Origin of the sequence: Mucilaginibacter mali (assembly GCF_013283875.1) — a bacterium.
Classification (GTDB): domain Bacteria; phylum Bacteroidota; class Bacteroidia; order Sphingobacteriales; family Sphingobacteriaceae; genus Mucilaginibacter; species Mucilaginibacter mali.
Window position 1 is genome coordinate 2,813,082 of record NZ_CP054139.1, and the last position, 24,660, is coordinate 2,837,741.

Genomic DNA, 24,660 nt, shown 5'->3' on the forward strand with positions numbered 1-24,660 from the left:
ATATTTCCATAACTTGCTTAAAAAAAGCAAGAACCATGAAAAAGCAATTCCTATTAGCACTTGTCCTGATCTTCGCGGCCAGGGTAACCGGCTTCGCCCAGGCAGAGACAGCAGCAACCGACATGCCATCAACCGAAACGGTAATGAATAAGGCCTACGCCCAGGCAAAAAAAGAACACAAGAACGTGATGGTGATCTTCCACGCATCGTGGTGTGGTTGGTGTAAAAAAATGGAAGCTTCGCTTAATGAGCCTGCACTTAAGAAATTCTTTGATGATAATTATGTGATCGCTACGCTTGATGTGATGGAAAACAAAGGCAAAGAAAACCTTGAAAACCCGGGCTCGCTGGCGTTTATGACCAAATACAAAGGCGAAAAAGCCGGCTTACCATTTTGGTTTATTGCTGACGCAAACGGTAAAGAACTTGCCGATAGCCAAATACGCCCTGAAGGTGCCGGTCTTGACACTTATGGCAACAGCGTAGGCTGCCCTGCCGAGGAAAAAGAGGTTGCCTTTTTTGCCGGGATATTGAAAAAAACGTCTAAATTAAAAGATAACGAGATAGCCATGATCAGCGAGCGTTTTGCTAAAAACAAACCAGCACCGGTGGTTAAACCGGCTGCCGCTGCAAAGCCTGCTACTACCAGCAAATAAAATACTTTATAACATACAAATACAAAAGGCTTTACGGATACCGTAAAGCCTTTTGTATTTGTATGTTATTTTGAAGATTTAAGCAGGTTCTTCGCTATCAGCAGTTTCAGTATCCAAACAACCCGGTTGGTTTATAAGCGCCGAAAAAAGTTAACACAATGTAACACAATTCGGTACAAAAATTAAATCAACTTACTGTATATCAACTACTTAAAGTTTAAAACAGCAATAATCATGTTAACCTTTTTTTAAACATGGTCATTACTGTTTTAAGTATCTACAAATCAAGTGTTTAATTATCATTTATCACTCTAACCTTTAAAAAGCTGGGATGCAGCTTGCCGGTATAAACCTTGTGGGTTGCCTTCTGAAAATCGCTTTCATCGGCCTTCATAATATCCACAAACTTTTGCGGGTTGCGGTCTATCAGCGGGAACATGCTACTTTGCACCTGTATCATAATGCGGTGTCCTTTTTTAAAGGTGTGCAGTACATCCTGCAATTCCCATTTAACCGGGGTTACCTTACCTGGCACAAATGGCTCGGGCTTATCAAAAGCGTTGCGGTATTTGCCGCGGATAGGTTCGCTGCGCACCATTTGCTGGTAACCACCCATTTTTACATTAGGGCGGGTGTATTTATTGTTGGATGCTGTATCGGGATAAACATCAAGCACCTTTACAATAAAATCGGCATCGGTACCTGTGGTAGATACATTTAAATTAGCCCAGATGTTACCGGCTATGGTTACATCCTTATCCAATACATCGCTGGTATAGCTTAATACGTCCTTACGGTCTGCCAAAAAGCGCTGATCGCCATCCATATAATCCTGGCTCATGCCCATGGTTTTGTTGGGTGTGAACGGCACAGGATTAGCCGGATCGGATACGTATTCATCAAAAGTTTCCTTTGTGCCAGCCGGCGCGGTGAAAGATAGTTTGCCGCCGGGTAACAGGTACAGGCTTTTTTCAGCCGCTTCAACAGGCGGCCATGCTTTATAGGTTTTCCATTTATTAGCGCCAGTTTCGAAAGCGTTTATCGGGGCCAGATCGCCAAGCGGCGTACCTTTCAGGTAATGGCTAAAAAAGCGGAACTCCACATTTTCGCGGTACCATGGACCAGTGGGGCCGCCAAAGTAAACATCACCCAGATTTTCGCCATCGCCGCGCGCCCAACCGCCGTGAACCCATGGACCCATGGTAAAGTAAACCGGGGTCTTGGGATTCATTTTAGCCAGGGTTTTATAGGTATTAATGGCACCGTACAAATCTTCAGCGTCATACCAGCCACCGGTAACCAGTACGGCGGTTTTAATATCGTGCAGGTGGTAAAGTACGTTACGATCTTTCCAGTGCTGATCGTAATCAGGGTGGTTAAGGATATCGTTCCATAACTTCACTGTGTCTTTATACCAATCGCGGTTAGTATTTTTCATCGGCCCCATCTTCATGAAGAAGTCGTAACCATCGTTTGAGGTGATGTTAAAACTGCGGCCCCTGCCTTGCGTAGGTTTATCGTCCTGGCGATTGGTGAAACCCGGATAAAAATCGAAGTTCGCTACTAAAAAGAAAGCACCGTTATGCCAGCCGTCATCGCGCCAAAGATCAGACATGGGTGCCTGCGGAGACGCGGCCACCAACGCTGGGTGGCGGCTCAGCAACGAGGCTGTCGTATAAAAGCCGGGATAAGATATCCCCCACACCCCTACTTTGCCGGTGTTGTTTGGAATATTTTTGATCAGCCAGTCGATGGTATCGTAAGTATCAGTGCCTTCATCTACATCGTTTTTGGTTTTGTGCACTTCCAATTCGGGGGTCATTTCTTTAAAAAGGCCCTCACTCATGTAACGGCCGCGTACATCCTGGTAAACAAAGATGTAACCATCGTGCACAAACTGTGTAGACGGGCCAAGGCTGGTTTTATAAACATCCGCACCGTAGGGCGATACACTGTAGCAGGTACGGTCCATCATAATCGGGTACTTCTTGCTTTGGTCTTTAGGTACGTATACCGATGTGAACAGCTTTTTGCCATCGCGCATGGGTACCTGGTATTCATATTTGGTATAATTGGTCTTGATGTATTCCGCATCAGGACCACCGCCACCACGGCGCTGGGCAAAAGTAGCCACGCTGCTCAGCGTAAAAAGGATGAGTAGAAATTTCTTCATAGGGATATTGGATTAAAAAGTTGTAAGTGGTTTATATACCTGTAATCTTTCAAATTGTAAGTAAATAACTTAACATTTTTATATAACGCGGTGGCTGCAATTAAGGCATCAGGGATTTGCAAATTGTAGGCAAGCTTGTATTTTTCAATCAATTGCAGGGCAATCACGGTGATATCAGGATTGATAAGGGCTACATCAAACCATAAAATATTTTTGTTTAATAATGCCAGTTCTGATTTGTTAAACGCGCCGGCTATGAGTTCCATTTTGGTAATTGCAGATAGAATAACGTTGTCTATGCCTATTTGATTTTGAATAATATCCCTTGTAGATAAATGGCGTGGCTGCCGATGATCGAAATAGTCGATCATAACATCGCTATCGCAAATTATTTTTTCCGTTCCCACGCGTCTTTTCTTAGTTGCTTTGCATCCAAATTTTTTCCTGTAAAAATATCATCTAAAACAGATATATCTAACGATTTATCGCCGGGTATAATAATATCATCGACGGGTTTAGTTCCTTTTGCTTCCGGTTTAGTGGATATTACAAAATCAAAGTATTTGGCCAGTCCCTTTAATATTTTTAAGGTCTCCGGCTTTTTATATTTAATGGTTACTTCGGGCATGATATTCTTTTTTATAAAGTTAGGTTATTAAACAAAAAAAGGCAAATCGATATCGATTTGCCTTTTGTAAATAGTTGTTTTGAGATTACTCGTTTATCGCTTTTACACCCGGCAACTCCTTGCCTTCCATGTATTCCAGTAAAGCGCCGCCACCGGTTGATACGTAGCTTACCTCTTCGGTCATGCCAAATTTAGCCACAGCCGCGGCAGAGTCGCCGCCACCGATCAGCGAGAACGCGCCATTATCGGTAGCTTTGGCAACCGCATCGGCAATAGCTTTGGTGCCTATCAAAAATTTCTCCATCTCAAATACCCCCATCGGGCCGTTCCATAAAATGGTTTTCGAGTTTTCTACTACTTCGCTGAATAATTTAGCAGTTTCAGGACCGATATCCAGGCCCATCCAGCCATCGGGTATTTCGCCGGTTTTGGCAATGTCGGTATTGGCATCGTTAGAGAAAGCATCGGCTGTAACGTTATCTACAGGCAACAGTAAATTCACACCTTTATCCTTAGCTTTCTGGCGAAGATCTAATGCAAGCTGCAATTTATCCATTTCTACCAGCGAGTTGCCGATATCGCCGCCATCTGCCTTGGCAAAAGTGTAAGCCATGCCACCGCCGATGATCAGGTTATCAACCTTATCCAGCAGTTTTTCAATCAGTTCTATCTTGTCCGATACCTTCGAGCCACCCATTATAGCGGTGAAAGGTTTTGGCGCGTTGTTCAATATCTTTTCGGCGTTGGTCAATTCGGCAGCCATCAGGTAGCCAAAGTATTTGGCATCAGGGAAAAACTGCGCGATGATAGCGGTAGAAGCATGCGCGCGGTGAGCAGTACCAAAGGCATCGTTCACATAGATATCACCCAGTTTAGCTAATTTTTCAGCAAAATCTTTATCGCCTTTTTCTTCCTGTTTATAAAAGCGCAGGTTTTCTAACAGCAACACTTCGCCGCTGTGCAATTCTTTGGCTTTCGCAACGGCATCTTCACCAATGCAATCATCGGCAAACTCCACCTGCTGGCCTAACAGATCGCTCAGGTGGGCTACCACATGTTTTAATGAGTATTTATCGGTAGGGCCATCTTTGGGCCTACCCAGGTGCGACATCAGGATAACAGCGCCACCATCACGCAAAATTTTCTGAATGGTTGGCAGGGCCGCGGTCATGCGGTTATCGTCGGTGATGTTAAAGTTTTCGTCTAATGGAACATTGAAATCGACACGGATAAGTGCCTTTTTTCCGGAAAAGCTTATTTGATCTACTGTTTTCATACGGTGCGTTAATGGTCAGAAGTATAATTGCGGCCAAAATCCGAAAAATAATCTAAAAACAGCAACGTAAATGTGATAAAGGTGTTTGCTATGCCCGCAAAATTCACATTATCTTAACATACATTACATAATGCGGGCCTATGCCGGGCACCTCAAACTCGTCGGAAATGATCTCGAAGCCAAGACTTTTGTAAAACATTACCGCTTTTTTACGGGCGTTGCACCAGCAATAATTTACTTTTTGCCCGCGCATATACACAATAGCGAAGTTTACCAATTGGTTACCAAATCCCTGGCTACGATATTTTTCGACAGTGGCCATGCCGCGCAACTGGTAAGCTACACCCGGGTAATCTTTATAGGTTTGCGGATGGAAGGTTGCCACACAAGCCAGTTCATCGCCTACATAATAGCCTAAATGAAAAGACTCCTCCTTTTCATCGCCGGCAAATCGGCATTCATCGGGTGTTAAGCGCCCCTCGCGCAATACTTCGTTACGGATGGACAGCAGGTCTTCAACCTTTATAAACTTTATCATTTCAGGTCTTTTATTTCTTCTACCAGATCGGCAAGGCGACTGGAGTAACCAACTTCGTTATCATACCAGCCAACCACCTTTACCAGCCCGCCTACAACCGAGGTCAGTTGCGCGTCGAAGATACAACTATGCGGATTATCTAAAATATCGGTAGAAACTATCGGGTCTTCGGTATATTCCAGTATATGCTTCATCGGCCCATCGGCAGCTTCTTTAAAGGCAGCGTTGATCTCGGCCACAGTAGGGATGGTTTTCAGGCTGCAGGTAAAATCCGTTAGCGAACCATTCAATACCGGCACACGGATACCAGCCCCGCCCAGCTTACCATCCAGGTGCGGAAAGATTGAGGTGATAGCCTTGGCGGCCCCGGTTGTGGTTGGGATGATAGACCCCGATGCCGCGCGGGCACGTCGCAGATCTTTATGCGGGGCATCGTGCAGGTTTTGGTCGCCGGTCATGGAGTGTACGGTGGTAATGTAGCCGTCAATAATTCCCCATTTCTCGTCCAGCACCTTTATCAGGCAAGCCACATTATTAGTTGTGCACGATGCGTTTGAAATAACAGCGGCATGCAAGTGCGCTTCATCATCATTCACACCCAAAACCGTTGTAGGCACATCTTTATCGGGCGATGGTGCCGATATGATCACCTGTTTAGCGCCGGCAGTTAAATGGCCCTCTGCCCCTGCTCTTGTTGTATATTTTCCGGTCGATTCGATCACCAGGTCGATATTTAGTTCCTTCCATGGCAGTTGCGATGGCTCTTTTATCGATAGCGTTTTTATAGCCGTACCGTTCACCAGCAGGTGATCGTCTCCGGCGCTTACCATACCCTTAAAGCCACGGTGCACCGAATCGTACTTGAAAAGGTGGGCCATGGTTTTAGTATCGGCCAAATCGTTTATGGCCACCACTTCTATGCCCTGTTTTTGTAAGATGTTTCGTAAAAAAATGCGGCCAATGCGGCCAAATCCGTTGATAGCTATGCGCATTGAACAATAATATTAGAGAGGCAAAGCTAAAAAATAAAAGAGTATTGCATCAACGATACAAAAAGATACGACAATGCTCAGACAAACAGGAAGCGCGCCGAGATCTTTTCCCGCTCCTTACATCTAAGCATAAATGTAATAGACCAGTTAAAGCATAACGAAGCTACGCCGATAACAATGATCATGATGGTGCTGCCAAAACCGCTGAACAATAATGCCAGTGCTATACTGATGATATTTACACTGGCCAGTATCAGCGTGGTTTGTATGTGATTAAAACCCAGACGTAATATGCGGTGGTGCACATGGTTCCTATCGGCATGGAAAGGCGATTTTTTATCTAAAATACGCAGCGCGAATACCCGGAAGGTATCAAATATAGGCCCAATCAATATGGCAATGGATAAAGCCGGAACCGAAAATATGTGCGGCAATTCGGGGTTATAATTTGCGGGGCTGTTTACTTCTATAAACTGTATTGCCATCACAATAGATACCAGGCCGATGAGTAGCGATCCCGTATCGCCCATAAATATTTTTGCCGGGGTTAAGTTATAACGCAAAAAACCGATCAATGCGCCTACCATGGCCAGGCAAACGCTGGCCAGTTCATACTGATGAATATAAATAAACAGCGTTGCGAACGAGCTATTTGCGATGATGCCCGTTGTTGCAGCTAAACCGTCAATACCGTCGATCAAATTAAAAGCATTAACGATAAGCATTATTGTTAATATACTGAATATCACACTTGCGGTATAGGGCAGCGTATATATGCCCAATACGCCGTACATGCTGGTAAGGCGGATATCGCCCGGGATAACCAATATAGCGCCAACCACAAACTGAATAAAGAACTTGGTACTCGCGTTTACTCCCGACAAGTCATCCTTTACGCCCATGGCAAACAGGATAACACATGCCGTCAGCAGGTAGTTAATAGGCAATTGCTTACCGGTAACACAAAAAAGCAAAAGGGTGATAATAAAACTTACAAATATGGCCACACCGCCAAGGCGCGGGATACCATGATCGTGCTGTTTGCGAAAATGCCCGAGGTCATCATACAAATGCCGGGTGCGCGCAACATGCAAAATAGAGGGTATTGCCTGTAAAGTGATCAGGATAGACAATGCCAAAATAAGCGTGTAATATACAAACTGGTGGCTGTGTAAAAACTCCGGCATTAATCTGTTATATAAATTGTTAGGGCCAATTATATGCCCCAAAGATAGAAAATATAATTACGTGATAAACTGCATAATTTTACGAAAAGGTTTCCATATTATGGAAAACAGCGGAAATAATAGCCCATTATTTCTCATTGCTTTAATATCATTTCGCCATGCTTTAAATCTATTGCTTATACTTTTATTGCTTACCCCACCCACAAGCATCTTCACCATTACGATGTTTAGATAATATACGGGGCTTTTATGTGTATGGATGTAGCGCAGCATCAATTCATAATCGGTAGCGCTGCCATATTGCGGCCGGTAAGCGCCTAATTTTTCAAAAAGCGTGCGCCTGGCGTAAAACGATGGGTGCGGCGGCATCCAGCCCCAATTAAAACTACCGTGCTTGTATTTCCCCGAGCGCCATTTCCTTATGATCTTACTTTGTTTATCAATATAATCAATATCGCCATAAACAATATCGGCGCCCGATGCGGTAAAGGCATTGGCTACATCGGCTAAAATATTATTCGAAGCGAAAATATCATCGGCATTAAGCATCCCTATTACATCGCCTGTGGCCAGGGATATGCCTTTATTCATGGCGTGGTAGATACCGTTATCCGGTTCGGAAATAATATGATGGACATGCTTCTTATATTTATCAATAATGGCAAGTGAAGTATCTGTCGAGAGGCCGTCGACAATAATATATTCTACATTGGGGTATGTTTGCGAAATTACGCTCCTGATGCAGTTTTCAATGGTGTCGGCGGCATTAAAGGTTACCGTTATTATCGAAATCTTTAAACTGCTCACACTCGTAAATTATACCGTTTTAATGCAAAATTATATTATTTTTGAAACTCTTTGTTTAATAAGTTAAACAATGCACCTATTATATATTATGCGCTATAGATTTTTGTGCTATATTGTTATGGTTTGTTTGTGTTACTCCTGCTCATACAAACAGCAACATGCGCTTTTTGAAAACAAGCCTGCCGCACAACCAGCAAAAATTACCGAACAATATAATCCGCCTGTTTATCATATTAAACCCGATGATATTTTGCAGATAAGAAATTTGCAGGATTATAAGGCATTTGGTAATAGCGCTGGTGTCTCAACTGCATCCGCACAGTTAACTTTCCAGGTAGAAGAAGATGGCAATGTATCATTACCCGTACTTGGGCATGTACCTGTTGCCGGGCTTACACGCATTGAAGCACAACGGAAGATAGAAAAGCTTTATCGCGATTCGTCCCTGGTAAACCCGCTGATAGAACTAAAAATAGCTAATTTGAAAGTGCAGGCATTTGGCGAAATAAAAACCCAGGGGAATTTTACACTAACCAAAGAATATACCAGCCTGATAGACATTATTGGCCAGGCCGGAGGCTTAACACCGGCTGCGGATGAAAAACATGTAAAGATCATCCGCCACGAAAAAACAGGAATAAGGGAAACGTATATAGACCTGAGTGATATTAATATTTTATCCGACCCGCGCATTTTTTTGCAGGCTGATGATATTATCTATATTGCAAAAAACAAACGTGCCGTACGCGATGATAATTTGCAAAATGTCACCACGCTTATACAGCCATCCATACTTATTTTTAACACCGCGTTAATTATATACTCGCTTTTCAGGTAAATGCAGGATACAGAGAAATTTAATAAAAAGTTACCGAACCAGGAGATCGACTATTTTAAAATAGGCAAGATCCTGTTAAGCCGCTGGTATTGGGTGGCCGGTACTGTATTAATTTGTATGGGCATTGCAAAAGTATACTTGTGGGTTACGCCCAAAATGTACGCCACATCGGCTACTTTAAAGTTTGAAGAAAAAAAGTCGGAGATCCCTGATTTCGCCAGCTCGGGCTTTACCACAAACGACAGGAACCGTATACAAAGCGAGCAATATGTGATACAAAGCAACCAGCTATTGCTGCGGGCTATCCGCAAAATGGATTACCGGATAAGCTTCTACCTTTCGGGGCGGTTGCGAACTACGGATGCCTACCCGGATAAACCACTTGATATTGAATTTGTAAACCTGGATACACTCAATTTTTTCAGGGGGAATATAACTTTTAAGGCAATTAATCAGCACACCTACAATTTATCATACCCGGCAGGAAGCAAAACCATCCAAAAAAATTACGCATACAATAACCCGGTAACCATTGGCCCAACAACTTTTACCATTAAACGCAGGGATGGCATGGCTAACAATACCATCTACATATTTAAGTTTAATGCACCGGAAGATTTTCTGGGCAGAGTGAAAGGCGGCTTGCGCACTCAGGAAGCGCTTAAAAACTCTAATATCATCAGTCTGTTTGAGAATGACCTGAACCCCGTATTCGCGGCGGATGCCCTGAACCGAATAATGGAAGAATACCTGATATACGACCGGGAGCAAAAAACAAAGTCGGCATCGCAGATCATTAAATTTATCGACCGGCAGCTATCCTACCTCTCCGACTCGGTTAAAAGTTCGGAAAAATCTTTACAGGATTATAAGCAAAGAAAAAAGATAGTTAACGTAAGCACAGCATCAGAAAGTGTTTTAGCAAAATCTAAGGACCTGGAATCGCAGCGCTCTATTTTGAAGATGCAATTAATGTCTATCGATCAGCTTAAGGAAAAATTGATAAACGAACAGGATAACGCTAATATCAACTTTGACCTATCAGGTGCACTCGACCCGCTTTTAGGTGGCATCCTCAGCACTTTTAACGGTTTGTTATCTGAAAAAGCTACGCTGATCAAAACATTCAACCCCAATTCGCGCCCGATAAAAGATATTGATAAACAAATTATACAAATTAAGGTTGCTGCGCTGGCAAATGTGAACTCCACACGCGAGACGATCGTGAAAAACATGACGTACCTTGATTCGCAATCAAAAACCATCGACCAGCAGATTGCCGCGCTGCCTGTAGCCGAACGCGATGTGATCAGCCTTCAGCGTAATTTTGATGTTAACGACAAGGTATATTCCTTCTTATCCGAAAAAAAGATAGACGCCCAGATCAGCAGTTCGGCCATATTGCCGGGCGCATCAATTGTTGACCGGGCACAACCAAACTTTGGCCCCATTGGCCCTAACGAGCAACAGATAAACCGCAATGCCATAATAGCGGGCCTGGCAATAGGCTTGGGTATTATTATACTGATACGCCTGCTTAACCCTTATATTTATGATAAGGAAACTGTAGAGAGCCTGACCACCATACCAATTATTGGGGTAATAAGAAAATTCCCGGCATCGCTTGATGAGGATAACTCGCAGCTGTTGGCACTGAGCAAGCCCCGGTCTGTTTTTGCAGAATCGGTCCGGTCGGTGCGTACCAATTTAAACTTCCTGGCGTCCGAAAAGGACAGCAAGGTGATCTGCATTACATCGGAGGTAGCGGGCGAAGGAAAATCATTTGTGGCGGTAAACTTATCCAGTACTTTAGCGCTTATCAATAAAAAAGTAGTGCTGATAGGCGCCGACCTTCGGCGTTCGCGCATACACCGTACATTTCGTGTACCAAACGATGTTGGATTAAGCAACTACCTGGCCAACCAGGCAAGCATTACCGATATCATTCATCACTCGGAAGTAGAAGATCTTGATTTCATCATTTCAGGACCGGTTCCGCCAAACCCATCGGAGCTGCTCCATTCGCATAAAATGCACGAATTGATAGCCGAGTTAAAAACCATGTACGATATTATTATTATCGACACCGCCCCTATCGGCCTTGTTTCAGACTCGATACCACTGATACGGGTAAGCGATATTAACGTTTTCGTGATCCGTTCGGGTAAATCAAAATATTACGCCGCCACAGTGCCACAGCGCATAGCGCACGAATATCATTTAGATAATACCGTTATTGTGCTTAACGCCTTTGAAGAAGATCTTTTACACTCGCGTTATTATACCACCAAGTTTACCGGTGAAAGTTATGGCACCCGGTACTATTATTACTCAGACTACTCGGGCTATACCAGTTCGGGCTATTATGTAGATGAGGAAGAGAAGAAATGGTGGCATATTAAGCGCTGGCTAAAATTATAAACAAGCATGGCTTTAGGGCTAAATACAAATTTGTTGCAGTGGTACCCAGTTTATACAAACCCCCGTGCCGAAAAGAAAGCGTATGAGGCACTCATAAAAAAAGGGATAACAACTTATTTGCCTTTACGCAAAACGCTGAAGCAATGGAGCGACCGAAAAAAATGGGTGGATGAGCCCTTTATAAAATCGTACCTGTTTGTGCATATTAAACCAGGCCAGCAAACCGATGTGCTAATGACCAAAGGTATAGCCCGGTTTATCTATTTCGCCGGCAAAGTAGCAGCTATGCCCGACAGGCAGATTGACGATTTAAAGCTGGTGCTGGCCAGCGCGCTTGATGTTGAGGTAACCGAAGAAGACCTGCAACCCGGCGAACGGGTTCGTATTAAGGCAGGCCCCTTAAAAGACCTTAATGGAGAAGTGGTTGCTTATCGCAACCAAAAACAATTAGCGTTACGTTTTGAAAGTATTGGCTGCTCCGTGATCGTATATGTCGGGGCATCACTAATAGAAAGGATCTGAAGCAGTTCGGGTCTCCATAATATTCACGTATATTAAAACAATTGATATACAATAAGTTGCAAATTACAAATGTAACTTACGGGGCGAAGCTGTGCCCTGTACAGTCATTTTTATGTGCCGTATAGCCGGGATCATTTCTAACAAGCTCCCGCCGCATGAGTTAATGCTAAAGACCCGCGTTATGTGCCAGGTTTTGGCGCATGGCGGGCCTGATGACGAGGGCTTTTATCAGTCTGAAACACAAGGGCTGGTGTTCGGGCACCGCAGGCTGGCTATTATCGACCTGACAGCAAACGGGCACCAACCCATGGCTAATGCCGGCAAGGATGTATGGATAACATTTAACGGCGAAATTTATAATTATCCTGAACTAAGGCAGGAGTTATTAAACCTGGGCGCAAGCTTCCACTCGGATACCGACACCGAGGTGATCATACAGGCCTACATGCATTGGGGTACAGATGCTTTTATAAGATTACGGGGTATGTTTGCTTTTGCATTACACCATGCCGCACAAAACGCAACTTATCTTGTGCGTGATTCGGCAGGCATAAAGCCCTTATATTATCATATCAGTAATAGCCAGCTAAGCTTTGCATCAGAGGTTAAAGCGCTAAAGGATGCAGGGTTAGCGACAGAAACTGATGAAAACTGGCCGATACGTTTTTTGGCGTTCGGGCATATCCCCGAACCTTATACCACTCAAAAAGATGTATTTAGCTTGCCTAAGGGGCATTATTTACAGTGGGACCATACAAATTCAAGCCATCATATAACGCCTTTTTATTTTACCGATGCCGGTAATACCCCAATATGTGATGCCACTGAAGCCCGAAAAAATATCAATACAGTATTTGATAAAACCATACAAAGACAGTTATTGGCTGATGCACCCATCGGTGTATTTTTAAGCGGAGGCATCGATTCGAGTATTATCACACTGCTGGCGCATCGTTACAAAAAAAACGAACTGGAAACCGTATCGATATTTTTTGACGAACAAGCGTATAACGAGCGTGCTTACCAGGATATTGTTGTTAATAAAACCGGCACGGGTAATCACCAACACCTGGTAAGGCAAAGGGATTTTGAAGCAGCGCTGCCCGATATCATCAACAGCATGGATATGCCCACGACTGATGGTATTAACAGTTGGTTTATTAGCAAATACGCCCGGCAAAATGGGCTAAAGGCCGTATTATCGGGCCTTGGCGCCGATGAGTTGTTTGGCGGTTATCCGTCATTCAGGCGTATTAAGTACCTCAAGTATTTTAAGCTGATCCCCGCTCCTGTACTCCGTCTCGCTGCTATACTAAGCGTGGGGCGTTTTAAGCGGTTTGAGCTATTAACTTACGATCATCCACTGGCCGATTATCTTTTTTTACGTGGATTGTTTACCCCTGCCGAAATAGCTCCAATTTTAGGTGTAAGTAAACAATCGGTAGTAAATACGCTGTTCTCAGATCCGGTGCATTTAACCGGGCTTACCGATACACAAAAAGCTGCATGGTTTGAAACAAACCTATACATGCAAAATCAACTGCTGCGCGATACGGATGTAATGAGTATGGCACACGGACTGGAAGTACGGGTACCATTTTTGGATGAAGATTTTTTACAAACAGTTAATTCCATCAGCTCTGATACCAGGTTTGATAACAGCAAGCCCAAAAGCTTATTAATTGATAGCTATACCAATTTGTTGCCAAAAGAGATATGGGACAGGCCTAAGATGGGCTTCAGCTTCCCGCTGCAACAATGGATGCATGAGCACCGGGAAATTGGCAATGTTAATTTTTATAAAGGCAGGCATACCCGTAAACTGATCGGGCGTTTTAGAGATAACGATGTGCATTGGTCAAAGGCGTTTGCCTTGTATCAATTACAATCGCATGAGGTTATTGAAGAGCAAGCTAAGCCAAAAAAAATCATGCTGCTTACCTTACAAACTTTTAGCGCGACAGGTGGCATACAAAAAATGAGCCGTACCATGGCCTGGGCTATGCAGCAAATAGCCGATACCAAACGCTGGAAGTTTAGCTTATGGTCGGGCTATGATAACAATAACGATCTGACCGGAGATTATACCCGGGAAGCAAACTTTAAAGGTTTCAATAAACGCCGGGGCTGGTTCGCGCTTGACGCGACTGTAAAAAGCATACAAAGTGATGTAGTAGTGCTTAGCCACATTAACCTGGCCCTGATTGGCTGGCTGGCCAAAATATTTAATCCCAAATGCCGGGTTTGGCTTGTAGCGCATGGTATTGAAGTGTGGCGCCCACTTAGTTTAATGAAGCGGATGCTATTAAAACGATGCGATAAAGTGGTTTGTGTAAGCCACTTCACCCGGAAGAAGGTGATTGACATGCATAAGGTTGATCCGGCTAAATGCATCGTCTTGAATAACGCGCTCGATCCATCTATCCGGCTCCCCACCAGTTTTAATAAACCTGCTTATCTGTTAGCTCGTTATGGGCTGGCAGAAAACAGCAAAGTGATTTTCACGCTTACAAGGCTGGCATCAACCGAGCAATATAAAGGTTACGAACAGGTGATCAGGGCAGTAAGCGCGCTAAAAAAACAATTCCCTGATGTAAAATACATCCTGTCGGGAAAGTATGATGCTGCCGAAGATAAACGTATCAGGCAACTGATCGATACTTATGATGTTGCCGGTCAGGTGATCGTAACTGGTTTTATTGATGAAGCCGAGCTGGAGGATCATTTCCTGCTGGCCGACCTGTTTGTGCTGCCCAGTAAAAAAGAAGGGTTCGGCATTGTGTTTATCGAGGCTTTGGCCTGCGGGTTGCCGGTAGTTTGCGGTAACGAAGATGGTAGCCTGGATGCCATTCGCAATGGCGAATTGGGCAAAGCTATTAATGTGGATAATTTAACCGAACTTGAGGACGCCATTACCGAATATTTGAATGTGCCGCTGACACCTGCCGACAGGTTTAACCTGCAAAGCAAATGCCTGGCGTATTTTAATACCATAGATTATAAAAACGCTTTAGAAAAAATGCTGATATGACACCCCCCCGGCACGAAAACTGGGATATGGAAATAACCCCGCATAATAACATCTTCGACCTGAAGCTGAAAGATGTATGGCATTACCGCGATCTGTTATTTCTATTAGTGCATCGCGATTTTGTTTCCTTTTACAAGCAAACCATCCTTGGGCCATTGTGGTTTTTTATCCAGCCTTTGTTCACCACACTTATTTATACTTTTGTATTCGGCAGCCTGGCCGGTATCTCAACAGATGGCCTGCCACAGCCACTATTTTATATGGCCGGCATAACCGCATGGAACTACTTTGCCGATTGCCTTACTAAAACATCGTCGGTATTCACCACCAACTCCGGCTTGTTTGGCAAGGTTTACTTCCCGCGGCTTATTGTTCCGTTAAGCATTGTTGCCTCAAACCTTATCCGTTTTGGGGTACAAATGCTGCTGTTCTTTATCATTATGGGTGTTTATTGGTATAAAGGGGCAGTTTTTCATCCCAATATATACCTGTTATTGTTCCCGGTATTACTACTATTAATGGCAATGCTTGGTTTGGGCCTGGGTATGATCATATCGGCCATGACCACCAAGTACCGCGATCTTACCTTTCTTATCACCTTTGGTATACAATTGATGATGTACCTTACTACGGTGGTTTACCCGCTATCGGAAGTGAAGAAAAAATTTCCGCATTACCAGTGGCTGGTGGAATATAACCCCATGACACCTTTGATCGAAGCATTCAGGTATGCCTTTTTGGGCCAGGGCACCTTTACATTGGCATCGCTTGGAATCACCGCTATTTCAACCACCGCCATCCTGCTGATAGGCATTGTGATATTTAACCGGGTAGAACGCAATTTTATAGATACTGTTTAACCATGCCGCCAGTAATTAAAGCCCAACATCTATCCAAAGCTTACCAGTTAGGCGAAATTGGCACCGGCACAATATCGCGTGACCTGGAGCGTTTTTGGGCGAAAATGCGGGGTAAGGAGGATCCGTTTTTAAAGATCGGCGAAACCAATAATCGCGAAGTAACCAGCAGCAGCGATGTGGTATGGAGCCTGAACGACCTGAGCTTTGAAATTGAACAGGGCGACGCGGTAGGTATTATTGGCCGCAACGGCGCAGGCAAAAGCACCTTGCTCAAAATATTGAGCAGGGTTACGGCACCAACAAGCGGATCGGTAAAAGTAAAGGGCCGCATTGCCAGTTTGCTGGAAGTAGGCACCGGCTTCCACCCCGACCTTACGGGTCGGGAGAACATCTATCTGAACGGGGCCATATTAGGCATGCGTAAAGCCGAAATTAAACGCAAGTTTGACGAGATAGTAGATTTTTCGGGCGTGGAGCGATACATCGATACCCCGGTAAAACGATACTCGTCTGGCATGTATGTGCGGCTGGCCTTCGCTGTGGCGGCGCATTTGGAAAGCGAGATCATGATTGTTGACGAGGTGTTGGCCGTTGGTGATGCTGAATTCCAAAGAAAATGCCTGGGCAAAATGGACGATGTAAGCAAAGGCGAGGGCCGTACAGTTTTATTTGTAAGTCACAATATGACGGCTTTATCAAATATTTGCGATACCGGTTTATTACTGGAAAATGGCCTGCTTACTTTAACCGGAAGCGTAGATACTGTTATTAAAAGTTACTTACAGAAACAAAACAGGCAGGATAATCATCACTTTACATGGGTTGATAATGAAGGCATAGTACCGGGAGTTGCCCGGTTTATTTGTGCTGATATTAAAAAAACGGGAAATGATAGTTACGGGGAAAACATATTTACGCTGGACAGCGCATTGGCGCTAAGCATCGAATTTTCAATCGATGCCGGGCTGCACAGTGTTAATATCGGCATAGAAGTTTTCAACCCCGAAGGCTTATGTGTATTTAAACTGGCCTCGCCATCATTTACCACGCAAGGAAAATACCGCGCAAAATGCACTATCCCGGCAAACCTGTTAAACGATAATACTTACAATATAAACGTTTATTTGATAAAAGACCGCAGCGTGGTTTTGGCTGGCTTTAATAGGATCATTCAGTTTGAGATACAGGAAATATTACGCGATGAAAATTGGCACAGCAAATGGATAGGCATTATAAGGCCGCAGATACCTGTTAATATAGAGCTGATATGAATATTGTCCCGCAGGAATATTGGGATGCCGGCTATGAAAATATTGCTATACGCAAGGCCAGCGATACCGACCCAATATCACAGGTGATCAGGGCTTACATCCCCCCGGCCCAACCCAACGGTCATGCATTTGAAATAGGTTGTTACCCAGCACAATTTCTATGTGTTTTAGGCGACATGGGGTACACCCTTAACGGTGTTGATGCTACCCCCCGTGTGGCAGCCTTACCAGTGGCCCTTGCTAATTTGGGTTATACAACCGGTAAATTCGAGAACAACAGGTTTGAGGATCTTGACAAGGTAAAATATGATGTGGTGGCATCCTTCGGGTTCATTGAGCATTTTACCAATTGGCCCGCGGTTATCAAAGCGCATACCGAGTTTTTGAAACCTGGTGGATATTTAATTATCACTACCCCTAATTTCAAAGGTTTGTTTCAATACTTATATCACAGGCTTGTAGATAACCCAAACCTGGAAAGGCACGTAGTGAGCAGCATGTCGCCGCGCAAGTGGAAGAAGCAATTAGAACGTGCCGGTATGACAGTCATCGCATCAGGCTATACCGGTAATTTTTTTTGGGATGAGGCGCAACGAAACAGTATATTTTACCGCGTTGTTAAGAGAGCTTTTACCCGGATATTTAAACTGGTAAACAGTATCGCTCCAAACCACCCATCTATTGGATCCTATTGCTATATCGTGGCAAAAAGTAAATGATCGGCATACTTTACATCTGCACCGGCAAATACGATATCTTTTGGAAGAAGTTCTATACTTCAGCCGAAAAGTATTTTTTACCCGGCCACAAAAAAATTTATTTTGTTTTTACAGATGCCAGCCGCATCTACGCTGAAGAAAAACCGAATATTAAAAAAATATACCAGGAAACCTTGGGTTGGCCATACAACACTTTGCTAAGGTTCGAGATGTTCCTGAAAGCGGAAGAATACCTGCAGCAATGCGGTTACCTTTTTTACCTGAATGCCAACATTGTTTTTACCGATACCGTAAGTGATGATATACTACCGGCAAACGGCAACGAAGGCTTGCTTGTAGTAAAACACCCGGGTTACTGGGATAAAACAAACGACGTTTTTCCATATGACAGAAATCCGGATTCGTTGGCATCTATCGCCAGCGGACAGGGACAATATTACTTTATGGGCGGCTTTAACGGTGGCCAAACCGATGCTTACCTGCAATTGATCAAAACCTTAAAAAACAATATCCGCACCGATCTGGATAAAGGCGTGATAGCGCTATGGCATGATGAATCGCATCTGAACAAATACATGCTGGATCGTAATCCAAAGATATTATCCCCCGCTTATGGATACGCGGAAGGCTTTGACCTGCCATTTGAACCTAAGGTGCTTATTTTAAAAAAGGAAAAATACGGCGGGCACGATTACCTGAGGAATATATCGGCTAAAAAGAAAAAACGTAGTGTCATGCAACGCTTTAAAAATTTGGTACACATTCTTCGTACCGGGAACAAATGAAAAGCTAATTGAACAAGCTTAGTTGCTGATGATCATTGTAAAACTACAGGGGGGGCTTGGTAATCAAATGTTTCAGTATGCTTTCGGCTTATCGTTATCACATAAATTAAATTGCAGGTTATATTTAGATAATGCCGTCTTCGGGCAAACAGATCACGATATGGCATTAAGAAATTACGAATTGGATATTTTCAGCAAGGACATAGAACTCGCTGATGAAAAACAGATCGGCAAATTTCTCCGCCCCGGTAACTTGCAAAGGCTGCTTAATAAAACCGGCATTAATAATACTACCGTTTATCGTGAAAAATCCTTACGTTTTCATAGTGAGGTTTTCACAGTAAAGCCTCCTGCATATTTCGAGGGCTTTTGGCAAACAGAGAAATATTTTAATGCAGAGCGGGTGAGACAGGCGTTCCGTTTCAACCGGCCGCTTAATCATCAATCAGCGGAAATAGCTACAGAAATTTCACAGCAAGTTAATCCGGTAAGCATGCACATTCGCCGGGGTGATTATGTGAGTTCAAAAACGACTAACGAATTACATGGATTATGTTCCATCAACTACTATAAAAAAGCCACTACATTGATAAACGAGCAGCTGGCCGATCCGCATTTTTATATCTTTTCTGATGATCCGGAATGGGTTGGGCAAAACCTGCTCCCCTGCCTTAAAAATGCCACGCTGGTACACCATAACCCGGGTGCAGATAGCTGGCAGGATATGGCATTGATGAACAAATGCAAACATCACATTATAGCCAACAGCAGCTTCAGCTGGTGGGGGGCCTGGCTAAGTGCCGGTAATGAAAAGACAGTGATCGCACCCAAAAACTGGTTCGCCAAACCGTCCGCTTACTTTGATGATGCCGATATTGTGCCGTCAAACTGGATAAAGCTGCCGAATGACTAAACCATTGATATCCGTTATTATGCCCGCGTTTAACGCTGAAAAACATATGGCAGAATCGGTTGAAACAGTAATTAACCAAACTTACCAAAACTGGGAACTGATCATTGTTAACGATGGTTCTACTGATAGCACCGGGGCTATTGCCCAGCAATATGCCCTTGCAGATAAAAGGATAAAGCTGATCAATCAACAAAACAAAAAACTGAGCGCGGCCCGTAACACCGGCATAAAGGCATCTACCGGTGATTGGATAGCATTTTTAGATGCAGATGACCTGTGGGTAACTGATAAGTTGGAAAAGCAAATTGATATTATAAATACCAATCCAGATATCGGGCTGGTATTTTCTGACGGGTATATATTTAACGATGGCGATATGAATACCGATTTTCCATATGGCGCTGTATCCGGGCGCTTTACGGGGGTTCAGATGTATAAACGCTTGTATCAGGGCAACTATGTGCCTATCTTATCTGTGTTAGTAAAAAAAACGCATTTAGATAAAGCCGGCTGGCAGGATGAGCAATTTGTAGCCTGCCAGGATTGGGATTACTGGCTGCGGCTGGCAGGCAACGATGTGATATTTTATGGTATGCCCGACCGGCTATTCTATTACAGGCGGCATGGCAATAATATGTCGAACGATAGCAACCTGATGGATTTAGAAAAATCGGTGGTATTTGTAAAGAACTTTAACAGGGAATTATTTGATGCCCCAGCGTTGAAAAACCTGAAAAGCTTTCTTAATATTACTATTTGTAAACTGATTGGTGAAAGTAAAATTAAGGAAGCCCTGTATCTGATCAGCAAACCGGATGGACTTTGGAAGAAAATGGCTCAAAACATTGTCCGCTTTTTGATAAACAACTTAAAGAAAAACGCAAACTACCCGGTACGGCTTGCTTTTAAGACCGAAAATTTATTCGCTTAGTACAATGCAAATAATAAATAACTGGCTAACAAAGATCATGAACCGGCTGATGCTGTTGCATGAAAAAAACCGGCTGAAGGTTATTTATCAAAACGCCGATATCACTGGTACAGAGCACCTGAACATTGAAGAATACTTTACGGCCAACCTGCCCAACGGTAATTTTTCCATCAAATTTGGGCCTTATGTTCACTTTAAAAAGTACTGCCATATCCTTTTATTCGCTGGGGCGGAATTAATTATTGATGAAAACGTATTCTTCAACAATTACTGTTCGGTTAATTGTCTTGAAAGGATACATATTGGTAAAAACACCATGTTTGGCGAGGGCGTAAAAATATACGATCATAATCATGCGCACAGTTATACCAACGGGGAACTGGTAGTTGAGAAAAGCCATTTTAAAACCGCGCCGGTAAGCATTGGCAGCAACTGCTGGATAGGCAGTAATGTTACCATATTGAAAGGCGTAACCATTGGCAATAACGTTATCATCGGTGCAAACAACCTAATTTACCAGTCTATTCCCACAAATACGGTTGTTAAAGCAAACGCCGCTTATACCATCCAAACCCCAGACTTGCGTTGACGGCTGCAAAGCAATATAAAGCACTATTCATCAGTCACGAAGCCTACCGCACCGGTGCTCCGATAGTGTTGTTGCATCTGCTGAAATGGTTGAAAAAGAATACAGCCTTGCAATTAGATATACTGCTATTGAACGATGGACCGCTAAAACCCGAATTTAAGGCAATAGGCAAAACCTACGTGGTGCAGGAAATAGCCGATCGGTACAGCTATCCCAATCGTATCAAAAAGAAACTTTTTAATTCACCGGTAGATCCTGTTGAAAAGGTAACCGCTAAGCTTGCCGCAAACGGCTATGATGTGGTTTATGGCAATACCGCACTCAGTTTGCCATGGCTCGGCACGTTTAAAACAGCGCATCATACTAAAACCATTTGCTGCATACACGAATTATCGTACGCGCTAAACCATTGTTTTAGCTACGATTATTTATCGCAGAATTTGCCCCCGATCGATCAGATCATCGCCGTATCGGGGGCTGTAAAGGAGAACTTGCTAAATACCTACGGATTAAAAGATGAGCAAGTAGCGTTGCAATATGAGTTTATCGATACTGCCGCGACAGTAAATGATAAAGCCCCACCCCTAACTGCTGATAATAACACCTTCATCATTGGCTCGGGCGGAACGCCTGAATGGCGGAAAGGGGCCGATTTGATGGTACCCTTAGCGCAAAAATTAATGGTACAATACCCCGACCTGGATTTTAAAATTGCCTGGCTGGGTGCCGACGACGAGAATAACTACGGCAAAATGATCCGTTTTGATGCGCAGAAGTGTGGCGTATCTGATAAGCTGCTGTTCATCCCGCCAAGCAATAATCCACTGGACGCAATTAAGCAGTTTGACGTTTTTGTAGTGTTTTCGCGCGAGGATCCGTTTCCGCTCATCGCGCTGGAAGCCGCTTTTTTAAGCAAGCCCCTCATTGCGTTTGAAAACAGTGGCGGTATACCCGAATTAGTAGAACAGGGCGCGGGATTGCTGGCCCCCTATCTTGATATCGACGCGCTTAGCCGACATATACATCAGTTATATACCGATGAGCAATTAAAACACCAATTTGGATCGCGTGGCCGGGAATTGATATTGAGCAAATATAATACAGATGTGATAGCACCAAATATTTACAAGCTAATAAGCGGATTGGCAGAAAAACAGGTATCGTGATATCGGTTATTATCTGTTCGCGAACAAAAAGTTTAGATGCGGCATTATCGCAAAATATTGCGGATACCATCGGTGTTGAATATGAAGTTATCCTTATCGATAACTCGGAAAATCAATACAACATTTTCCAGGCATATAACCGGGGCGTGCAACAAAGTAAATACAACACGCTTTGCTTTATGCACGATGACATCTCCTATCATACCCCAAACTGGGGCAATGCCGTTGTTGGTCATTTTGCCGACGATCAAATTGACGCGATCGGCATAGCCGGCACGCCCTATTGTACCTTTATGCCCGGCCCCTGGTGGGGAAATGGCATTATTTACCGGCACATTTTGCAGATCAACGGGGATGGGTCAAATGCTCAATTACAATCAAACGGGCAAACGGATGTAAAGCGACAGGCTGTAATACTGGATGGTGTTTGGTTTTGCATCAGAAAATCCATGTTCGGGCAAATTAGTTTTGATGATGCTACATTTAAAGGCTTCCATTTTTACGATGCGGATATCTGTATGCAGATACACCAGGCAGGCGGGAATTTGTGGTGCATTAACGATGTGCTGATCAGCCACCATTCTATGGGTAATGTAAACCGCGACTGGATAGATAGCGCGCTGATATTTCACAAAAAATGGGAGAAGCATTTACCTGCTACCTGCTTAAAACTAAGCACCGCCGAAACCGGCCGCTTGGAATACAAAACATTAAACAGCTTTATATTGGCTTGTGCCGCCAATGGCTACACTAACAGGCAGATATACAGTATAGCGATAAAGTATTTGCTAAGCTTTAAAAAGGGGTACCTGTTTTTAAAAACGCCGGGATATTTTGTAAAGTTCCTTTATAAATACTTGTTTAAAAAAGGCGCGCCGTTTTACGCGTAGTAATTTATGGCAAAGCCAATTGAAATAGATATCATTATCCTCAGCTACGCTAAGGATGAGAGTTTAAAGGACCTGACCAACCAAACTATCCAAACAGTTTTAGCGTCTGAAAATCCGGATGAGATACATTTCAATGTCGTGGTAATCGAATCGAACAAAGGTCTATTCCCTTATCAGTTCCCAAATTCAACTACGATTTATCCAAAGGAAAAATTTGGTTTTCATAAATACCTCAACATCGGCATCGGGCAAACAAACAGCCCTTATGTATGCCTTTGCAATAACGATCTGGTTTTTCACAAAGGCTGGGCAAGCGCTATGCTAAAAGCAATGGATGAAGATGCTAACCTGCTCAGCGCGCACCCCTACCAGCCGGGTTATATAAAGAATAAAAACCACACCGGCGAGGACTGCGAACTGGATAGCTTTTACGGTGTGCTGTTCGGTTGGTGCATATTTGTAAAGCGGGAGTTGTTTAATATCACAGGGCCCCTCGACGAGCAGCTTACCTTTTGGTATTCGGACTATGATTACATTAAAACCCTGCAAAAGCATCAGATCATAACCAGGTTGATCCCGGGGTCAATAGTCGATCATTTGGGCAGCCGGTCGTGGGTTACCATGGATAAAAAAGAGCATCAAAAGCTTACACAGATACCGCGGTTGTACTTTAGTTATAAATGGCACCATCGTTCATATATTCGCTATCGTATCGAACTGACTTATTATAAACTTAAAATGCTTTTAGGCCTTTAGCGCATGGAATACAAGCTTATTATTTTAGTGATGTGTTCCAGTTCGGCCAAATATCGCAGGTTGGAAAAGGCCATTAAGCAAACATGGGCAAGTATAGGGCAGCCGGGTATCAAGGTTATTTTTTATACCGATAACCAACGGAAGCTTTTTAAAAACAAAAGCGCCCTGATGCGTGGCAACGATCTAACACTCCCCTGCAAAGATGGCTATTTTGAATGCATCGAGAAAACGTTGCAAGCCTTTGAATACGTATCGGCCAACTATCAATTTCAATACATCTTCCGCACCAATCTTGGTTCATACATCAGTCTTAAAAATATTCTTCATTTTTTGGAGGGGATGCCAAAAGAACAATTCTATGCCGGTATAATTGGTGATGGGGAGTATCAGAGCAAACCATATCGCTTTGCTTCCGGTTCCGGCTATTTTTTATCAGCCGATTTAGTAAAACTGGTAGTTGATAACAGGGATGAGGTGCCAAAGGACACGATAGACGATGTAGCTTTAGGCGTATTCATGAACCATCACCACATCCCGATAAGCGACAAAGCCATACGATTGAGTTATACCGATGATGAAAAAATATACCAAACCGGAGATAAAACGGTGGAGCATATTTTCGATAATTTGATCTATCATGTGCGACTAAGGTCGGCAAATAGAAGTTTGGATATCAAACGGATGCAGGCATTACATAATTTAAAATTTTAA

General features: G+C 43.6%; 24 protein-coding genes. 16 read left to right on the plus strand and 8 right to left on the minus strand.

Annotated features, from left to right (window positions below; translation table 11 throughout):
* The first annotated feature begins 35 nt into the window (after window positions 1-35).
* Window positions 36-656 carry a thioredoxin family protein gene (locus HQ865_RS11835; RefSeq protein ID WP_173415092.1) on the plus strand — a complete coding sequence of 207 codons (621 nt, stop codon included), beginning with the start codon at window positions 36-38 and terminating at the stop codon, window positions 654-656.
* Between the two features lie 292 nt (window positions 657-948).
* Here the strand turns inward: HQ865_RS11835 and HQ865_RS11840 are convergent, their stop codons facing one another.
* The 8 genes from HQ865_RS11840 to HQ865_RS11875 all read right to left on the minus strand — a co-directional run bounded on the left by HQ865_RS11840 (window position 949) and on the right by HQ865_RS11875 (window position 8,257).
* Window positions 949-2,829: a CocE/NonD family hydrolase gene (locus HQ865_RS11840; RefSeq protein WP_173415093.1), complete on the minus strand. Its 1,881-nt coding sequence runs from the start codon at window positions 2,827-2,829 to the stop codon at window positions 949-951.
* Window positions 2,826-3,236: a PIN domain-containing protein gene (locus HQ865_RS11845; protein WP_202020470.1), complete on the minus strand. Its 411-nt coding sequence runs from the start codon at window positions 3,234-3,236 to the stop codon at window positions 2,826-2,828. The genes HQ865_RS11840 and HQ865_RS11845 overlap by 4 nt, the downstream gene beginning before the upstream one ends.
* Entirely contained in the window at window positions 3,218-3,457 is a 240-nt protein-coding gene (locus HQ865_RS11850; protein ID WP_173415094.1) for a hypothetical protein, read from the minus strand. The genes HQ865_RS11845 and HQ865_RS11850 overlap by 19 nt, the downstream gene beginning before the upstream one ends.
* Before the next feature lie 85 nt (window positions 3,458-3,542).
* Window positions 3,543-4,733 carry a phosphoglycerate kinase gene (locus HQ865_RS11855; protein ID WP_173415095.1) on the minus strand — a complete coding sequence of 397 codons (1,191 nt, stop codon included), beginning with the start codon at window positions 4,731-4,733 and terminating at the stop codon, window positions 3,543-3,545.
* A gap of 103 nt (window positions 4,734-4,836) precedes the next feature.
* Window positions 4,837-5,271 (minus strand): GNAT family N-acetyltransferase, encoded by a 435-nt coding sequence (locus tag HQ865_RS11860; RefSeq protein ID WP_173415096.1) that lies wholly within the window; start codon window positions 5,269-5,271, stop codon window positions 4,837-4,839.
* Window positions 5,268-6,263 (minus strand): type I glyceraldehyde-3-phosphate dehydrogenase, encoded by a 996-nt coding sequence (gene gap, locus HQ865_RS11865; RefSeq protein WP_173415097.1) that lies wholly within the window; start codon window positions 6,261-6,263, stop codon window positions 5,268-5,270. Before gap ends, HQ865_RS11860 begins: the two co-directional genes overlap by 4 nt.
* 77 nt (window positions 6,264-6,340) lie before the next feature.
* Window positions 6,341-7,450: an MraY family glycosyltransferase gene (locus tag HQ865_RS11870; protein WP_173415098.1), complete on the minus strand. Its 1,110-nt coding sequence runs from the start codon at window positions 7,448-7,450 to the stop codon at window positions 6,341-6,343.
* A 57-nt stretch (window positions 7,451-7,507) separates the two neighbouring features.
* The gene (locus tag HQ865_RS11875; RefSeq protein ID WP_173415099.1) at window positions 7,508-8,257 is read right to left on the minus strand and encodes a glycosyltransferase family 2 protein; all 750 of its coding nucleotides are present in this window, start codon (window positions 8,255-8,257) and stop codon (window positions 7,508-7,510) included.
* Window positions 8,258-8,507: 250 nt separating this feature from the next.
* On the opposite strand from HQ865_RS11875, the gene HQ865_RS11880 reads away from it, so the two are divergent.
* The 15 genes from HQ865_RS11880 to HQ865_RS11950 all read left to right on the plus strand — a co-directional run bounded on the left by HQ865_RS11880 (window position 8,508) and on the right by HQ865_RS11950 (window position 24,660).
* Window positions 8,508-9,095: a polysaccharide biosynthesis/export family protein gene (locus tag HQ865_RS11880; RefSeq protein WP_173415100.1), complete on the plus strand. Its 588-nt coding sequence runs from the start codon at window positions 8,508-8,510 to the stop codon at window positions 9,093-9,095.
* A complete protein-coding gene (locus tag HQ865_RS11885) occupies window positions 9,096-11,516 on the plus strand; it encodes a polysaccharide biosynthesis tyrosine autokinase (RefSeq protein ID WP_173415101.1) in 2,421 nt (806 codons plus the stop codon). It abuts the gene before it with no gap.
* Window positions 11,517-11,522: 6 nt separating this feature from the next.
* Window positions 11,523-12,038 carry a UpxY family transcription antiterminator gene (locus HQ865_RS11890; RefSeq protein WP_173415102.1) on the plus strand — a complete coding sequence of 172 codons (516 nt, stop codon included), beginning with the start codon at window positions 11,523-11,525 and terminating at the stop codon, window positions 12,036-12,038.
* Between the two features lie 163 nt (window positions 12,039-12,201).
* The gene (asnB, locus tag HQ865_RS11895) at window positions 12,202-15,069 is read left to right on the plus strand and encodes an asparagine synthase (glutamine-hydrolyzing) (protein ID WP_237073796.1); all 2,868 of its coding nucleotides are present in this window, start codon (window positions 12,202-12,204) and stop codon (window positions 15,067-15,069) included.
* Window positions 15,066-15,929 (plus strand): ABC transporter permease, encoded by an 864-nt coding sequence (locus tag HQ865_RS11900; RefSeq protein WP_173415104.1) that lies wholly within the window; start codon window positions 15,066-15,068, stop codon window positions 15,927-15,929. The genes asnB and HQ865_RS11900 overlap by 4 nt, the downstream gene beginning before the upstream one ends.
* Before the next feature lie 2 nt (window positions 15,930-15,931).
* Complete coding sequence (locus HQ865_RS11905; RefSeq protein WP_173415105.1) at window positions 15,932-17,200, plus strand: ABC transporter ATP-binding protein; 1,269 nt, start codon at window positions 15,932-15,934, stop codon at window positions 17,198-17,200.
* Entirely contained in the window at window positions 17,197-17,919 is a 723-nt protein-coding gene (locus tag HQ865_RS11910; protein WP_173415106.1) for a class I SAM-dependent methyltransferase, read from the plus strand. The genes HQ865_RS11905 and HQ865_RS11910 overlap by 4 nt, the downstream gene beginning before the upstream one ends.
* A complete protein-coding gene (locus tag HQ865_RS11915; RefSeq protein ID WP_173415107.1) occupies window positions 17,916-18,704 on the plus strand; it encodes a family 6 glucosyltransferase in 789 nt (262 codons plus the stop codon). Before HQ865_RS11910 ends, HQ865_RS11915 begins: the two co-directional genes overlap by 4 nt.
* A 67-nt stretch (window positions 18,705-18,771) precedes the next feature.
* Entirely contained in the window at window positions 18,772-19,617 is an 846-nt protein-coding gene (locus tag HQ865_RS11920) for an alpha-1,2-fucosyltransferase (protein WP_237073810.1), read from the plus strand.
* The gene (locus tag HQ865_RS11925; RefSeq protein ID WP_173415109.1) at window positions 19,610-20,548 is read left to right on the plus strand and encodes a glycosyltransferase family 2 protein; all 939 of its coding nucleotides are present in this window, start codon (window positions 19,610-19,612) and stop codon (window positions 20,546-20,548) included. The genes HQ865_RS11920 and HQ865_RS11925 overlap by 8 nt, the downstream gene beginning before the upstream one ends.
* A gap of 4 nt (window positions 20,549-20,552) precedes the next feature.
* On the plus strand, window positions 20,553-21,137 hold the full coding sequence (locus tag HQ865_RS11930; protein WP_202020471.1) for an acyltransferase: 585 nt from the start codon (window positions 20,553-20,555) through the stop codon (window positions 21,135-21,137).
* Window positions 21,134-22,303, plus strand: a complete 1,170-nt coding sequence (locus HQ865_RS11935; protein ID WP_173415110.1) for a glycosyltransferase family 4 protein — start codon at window positions 21,134-21,136, stop codon at window positions 22,301-22,303. Before HQ865_RS11930 ends, HQ865_RS11935 begins: the two co-directional genes overlap by 4 nt.
* Complete coding sequence (locus HQ865_RS11940) at window positions 22,300-23,193, plus strand: glycosyltransferase (RefSeq protein WP_173415111.1); 894 nt, start codon at window positions 22,300-22,302, stop codon at window positions 23,191-23,193. Before HQ865_RS11935 ends, HQ865_RS11940 begins: the two co-directional genes overlap by 4 nt.
* Before the next feature lie 6 nt (window positions 23,194-23,199).
* Window positions 23,200-23,949, plus strand: coding sequence for a glycosyltransferase family 2 protein (locus tag HQ865_RS11945; protein ID WP_173415112.1), 750 nt, complete (start codon window positions 23,200-23,202; stop codon window positions 23,947-23,949).
* Between the two features lie 3 nt (window positions 23,950-23,952).
* Window positions 23,953-24,660: a glycosyltransferase family protein gene (locus HQ865_RS11950; RefSeq protein ID WP_173415113.1), complete on the plus strand. Its 708-nt coding sequence runs from the start codon at window positions 23,953-23,955 to the stop codon at window positions 24,658-24,660.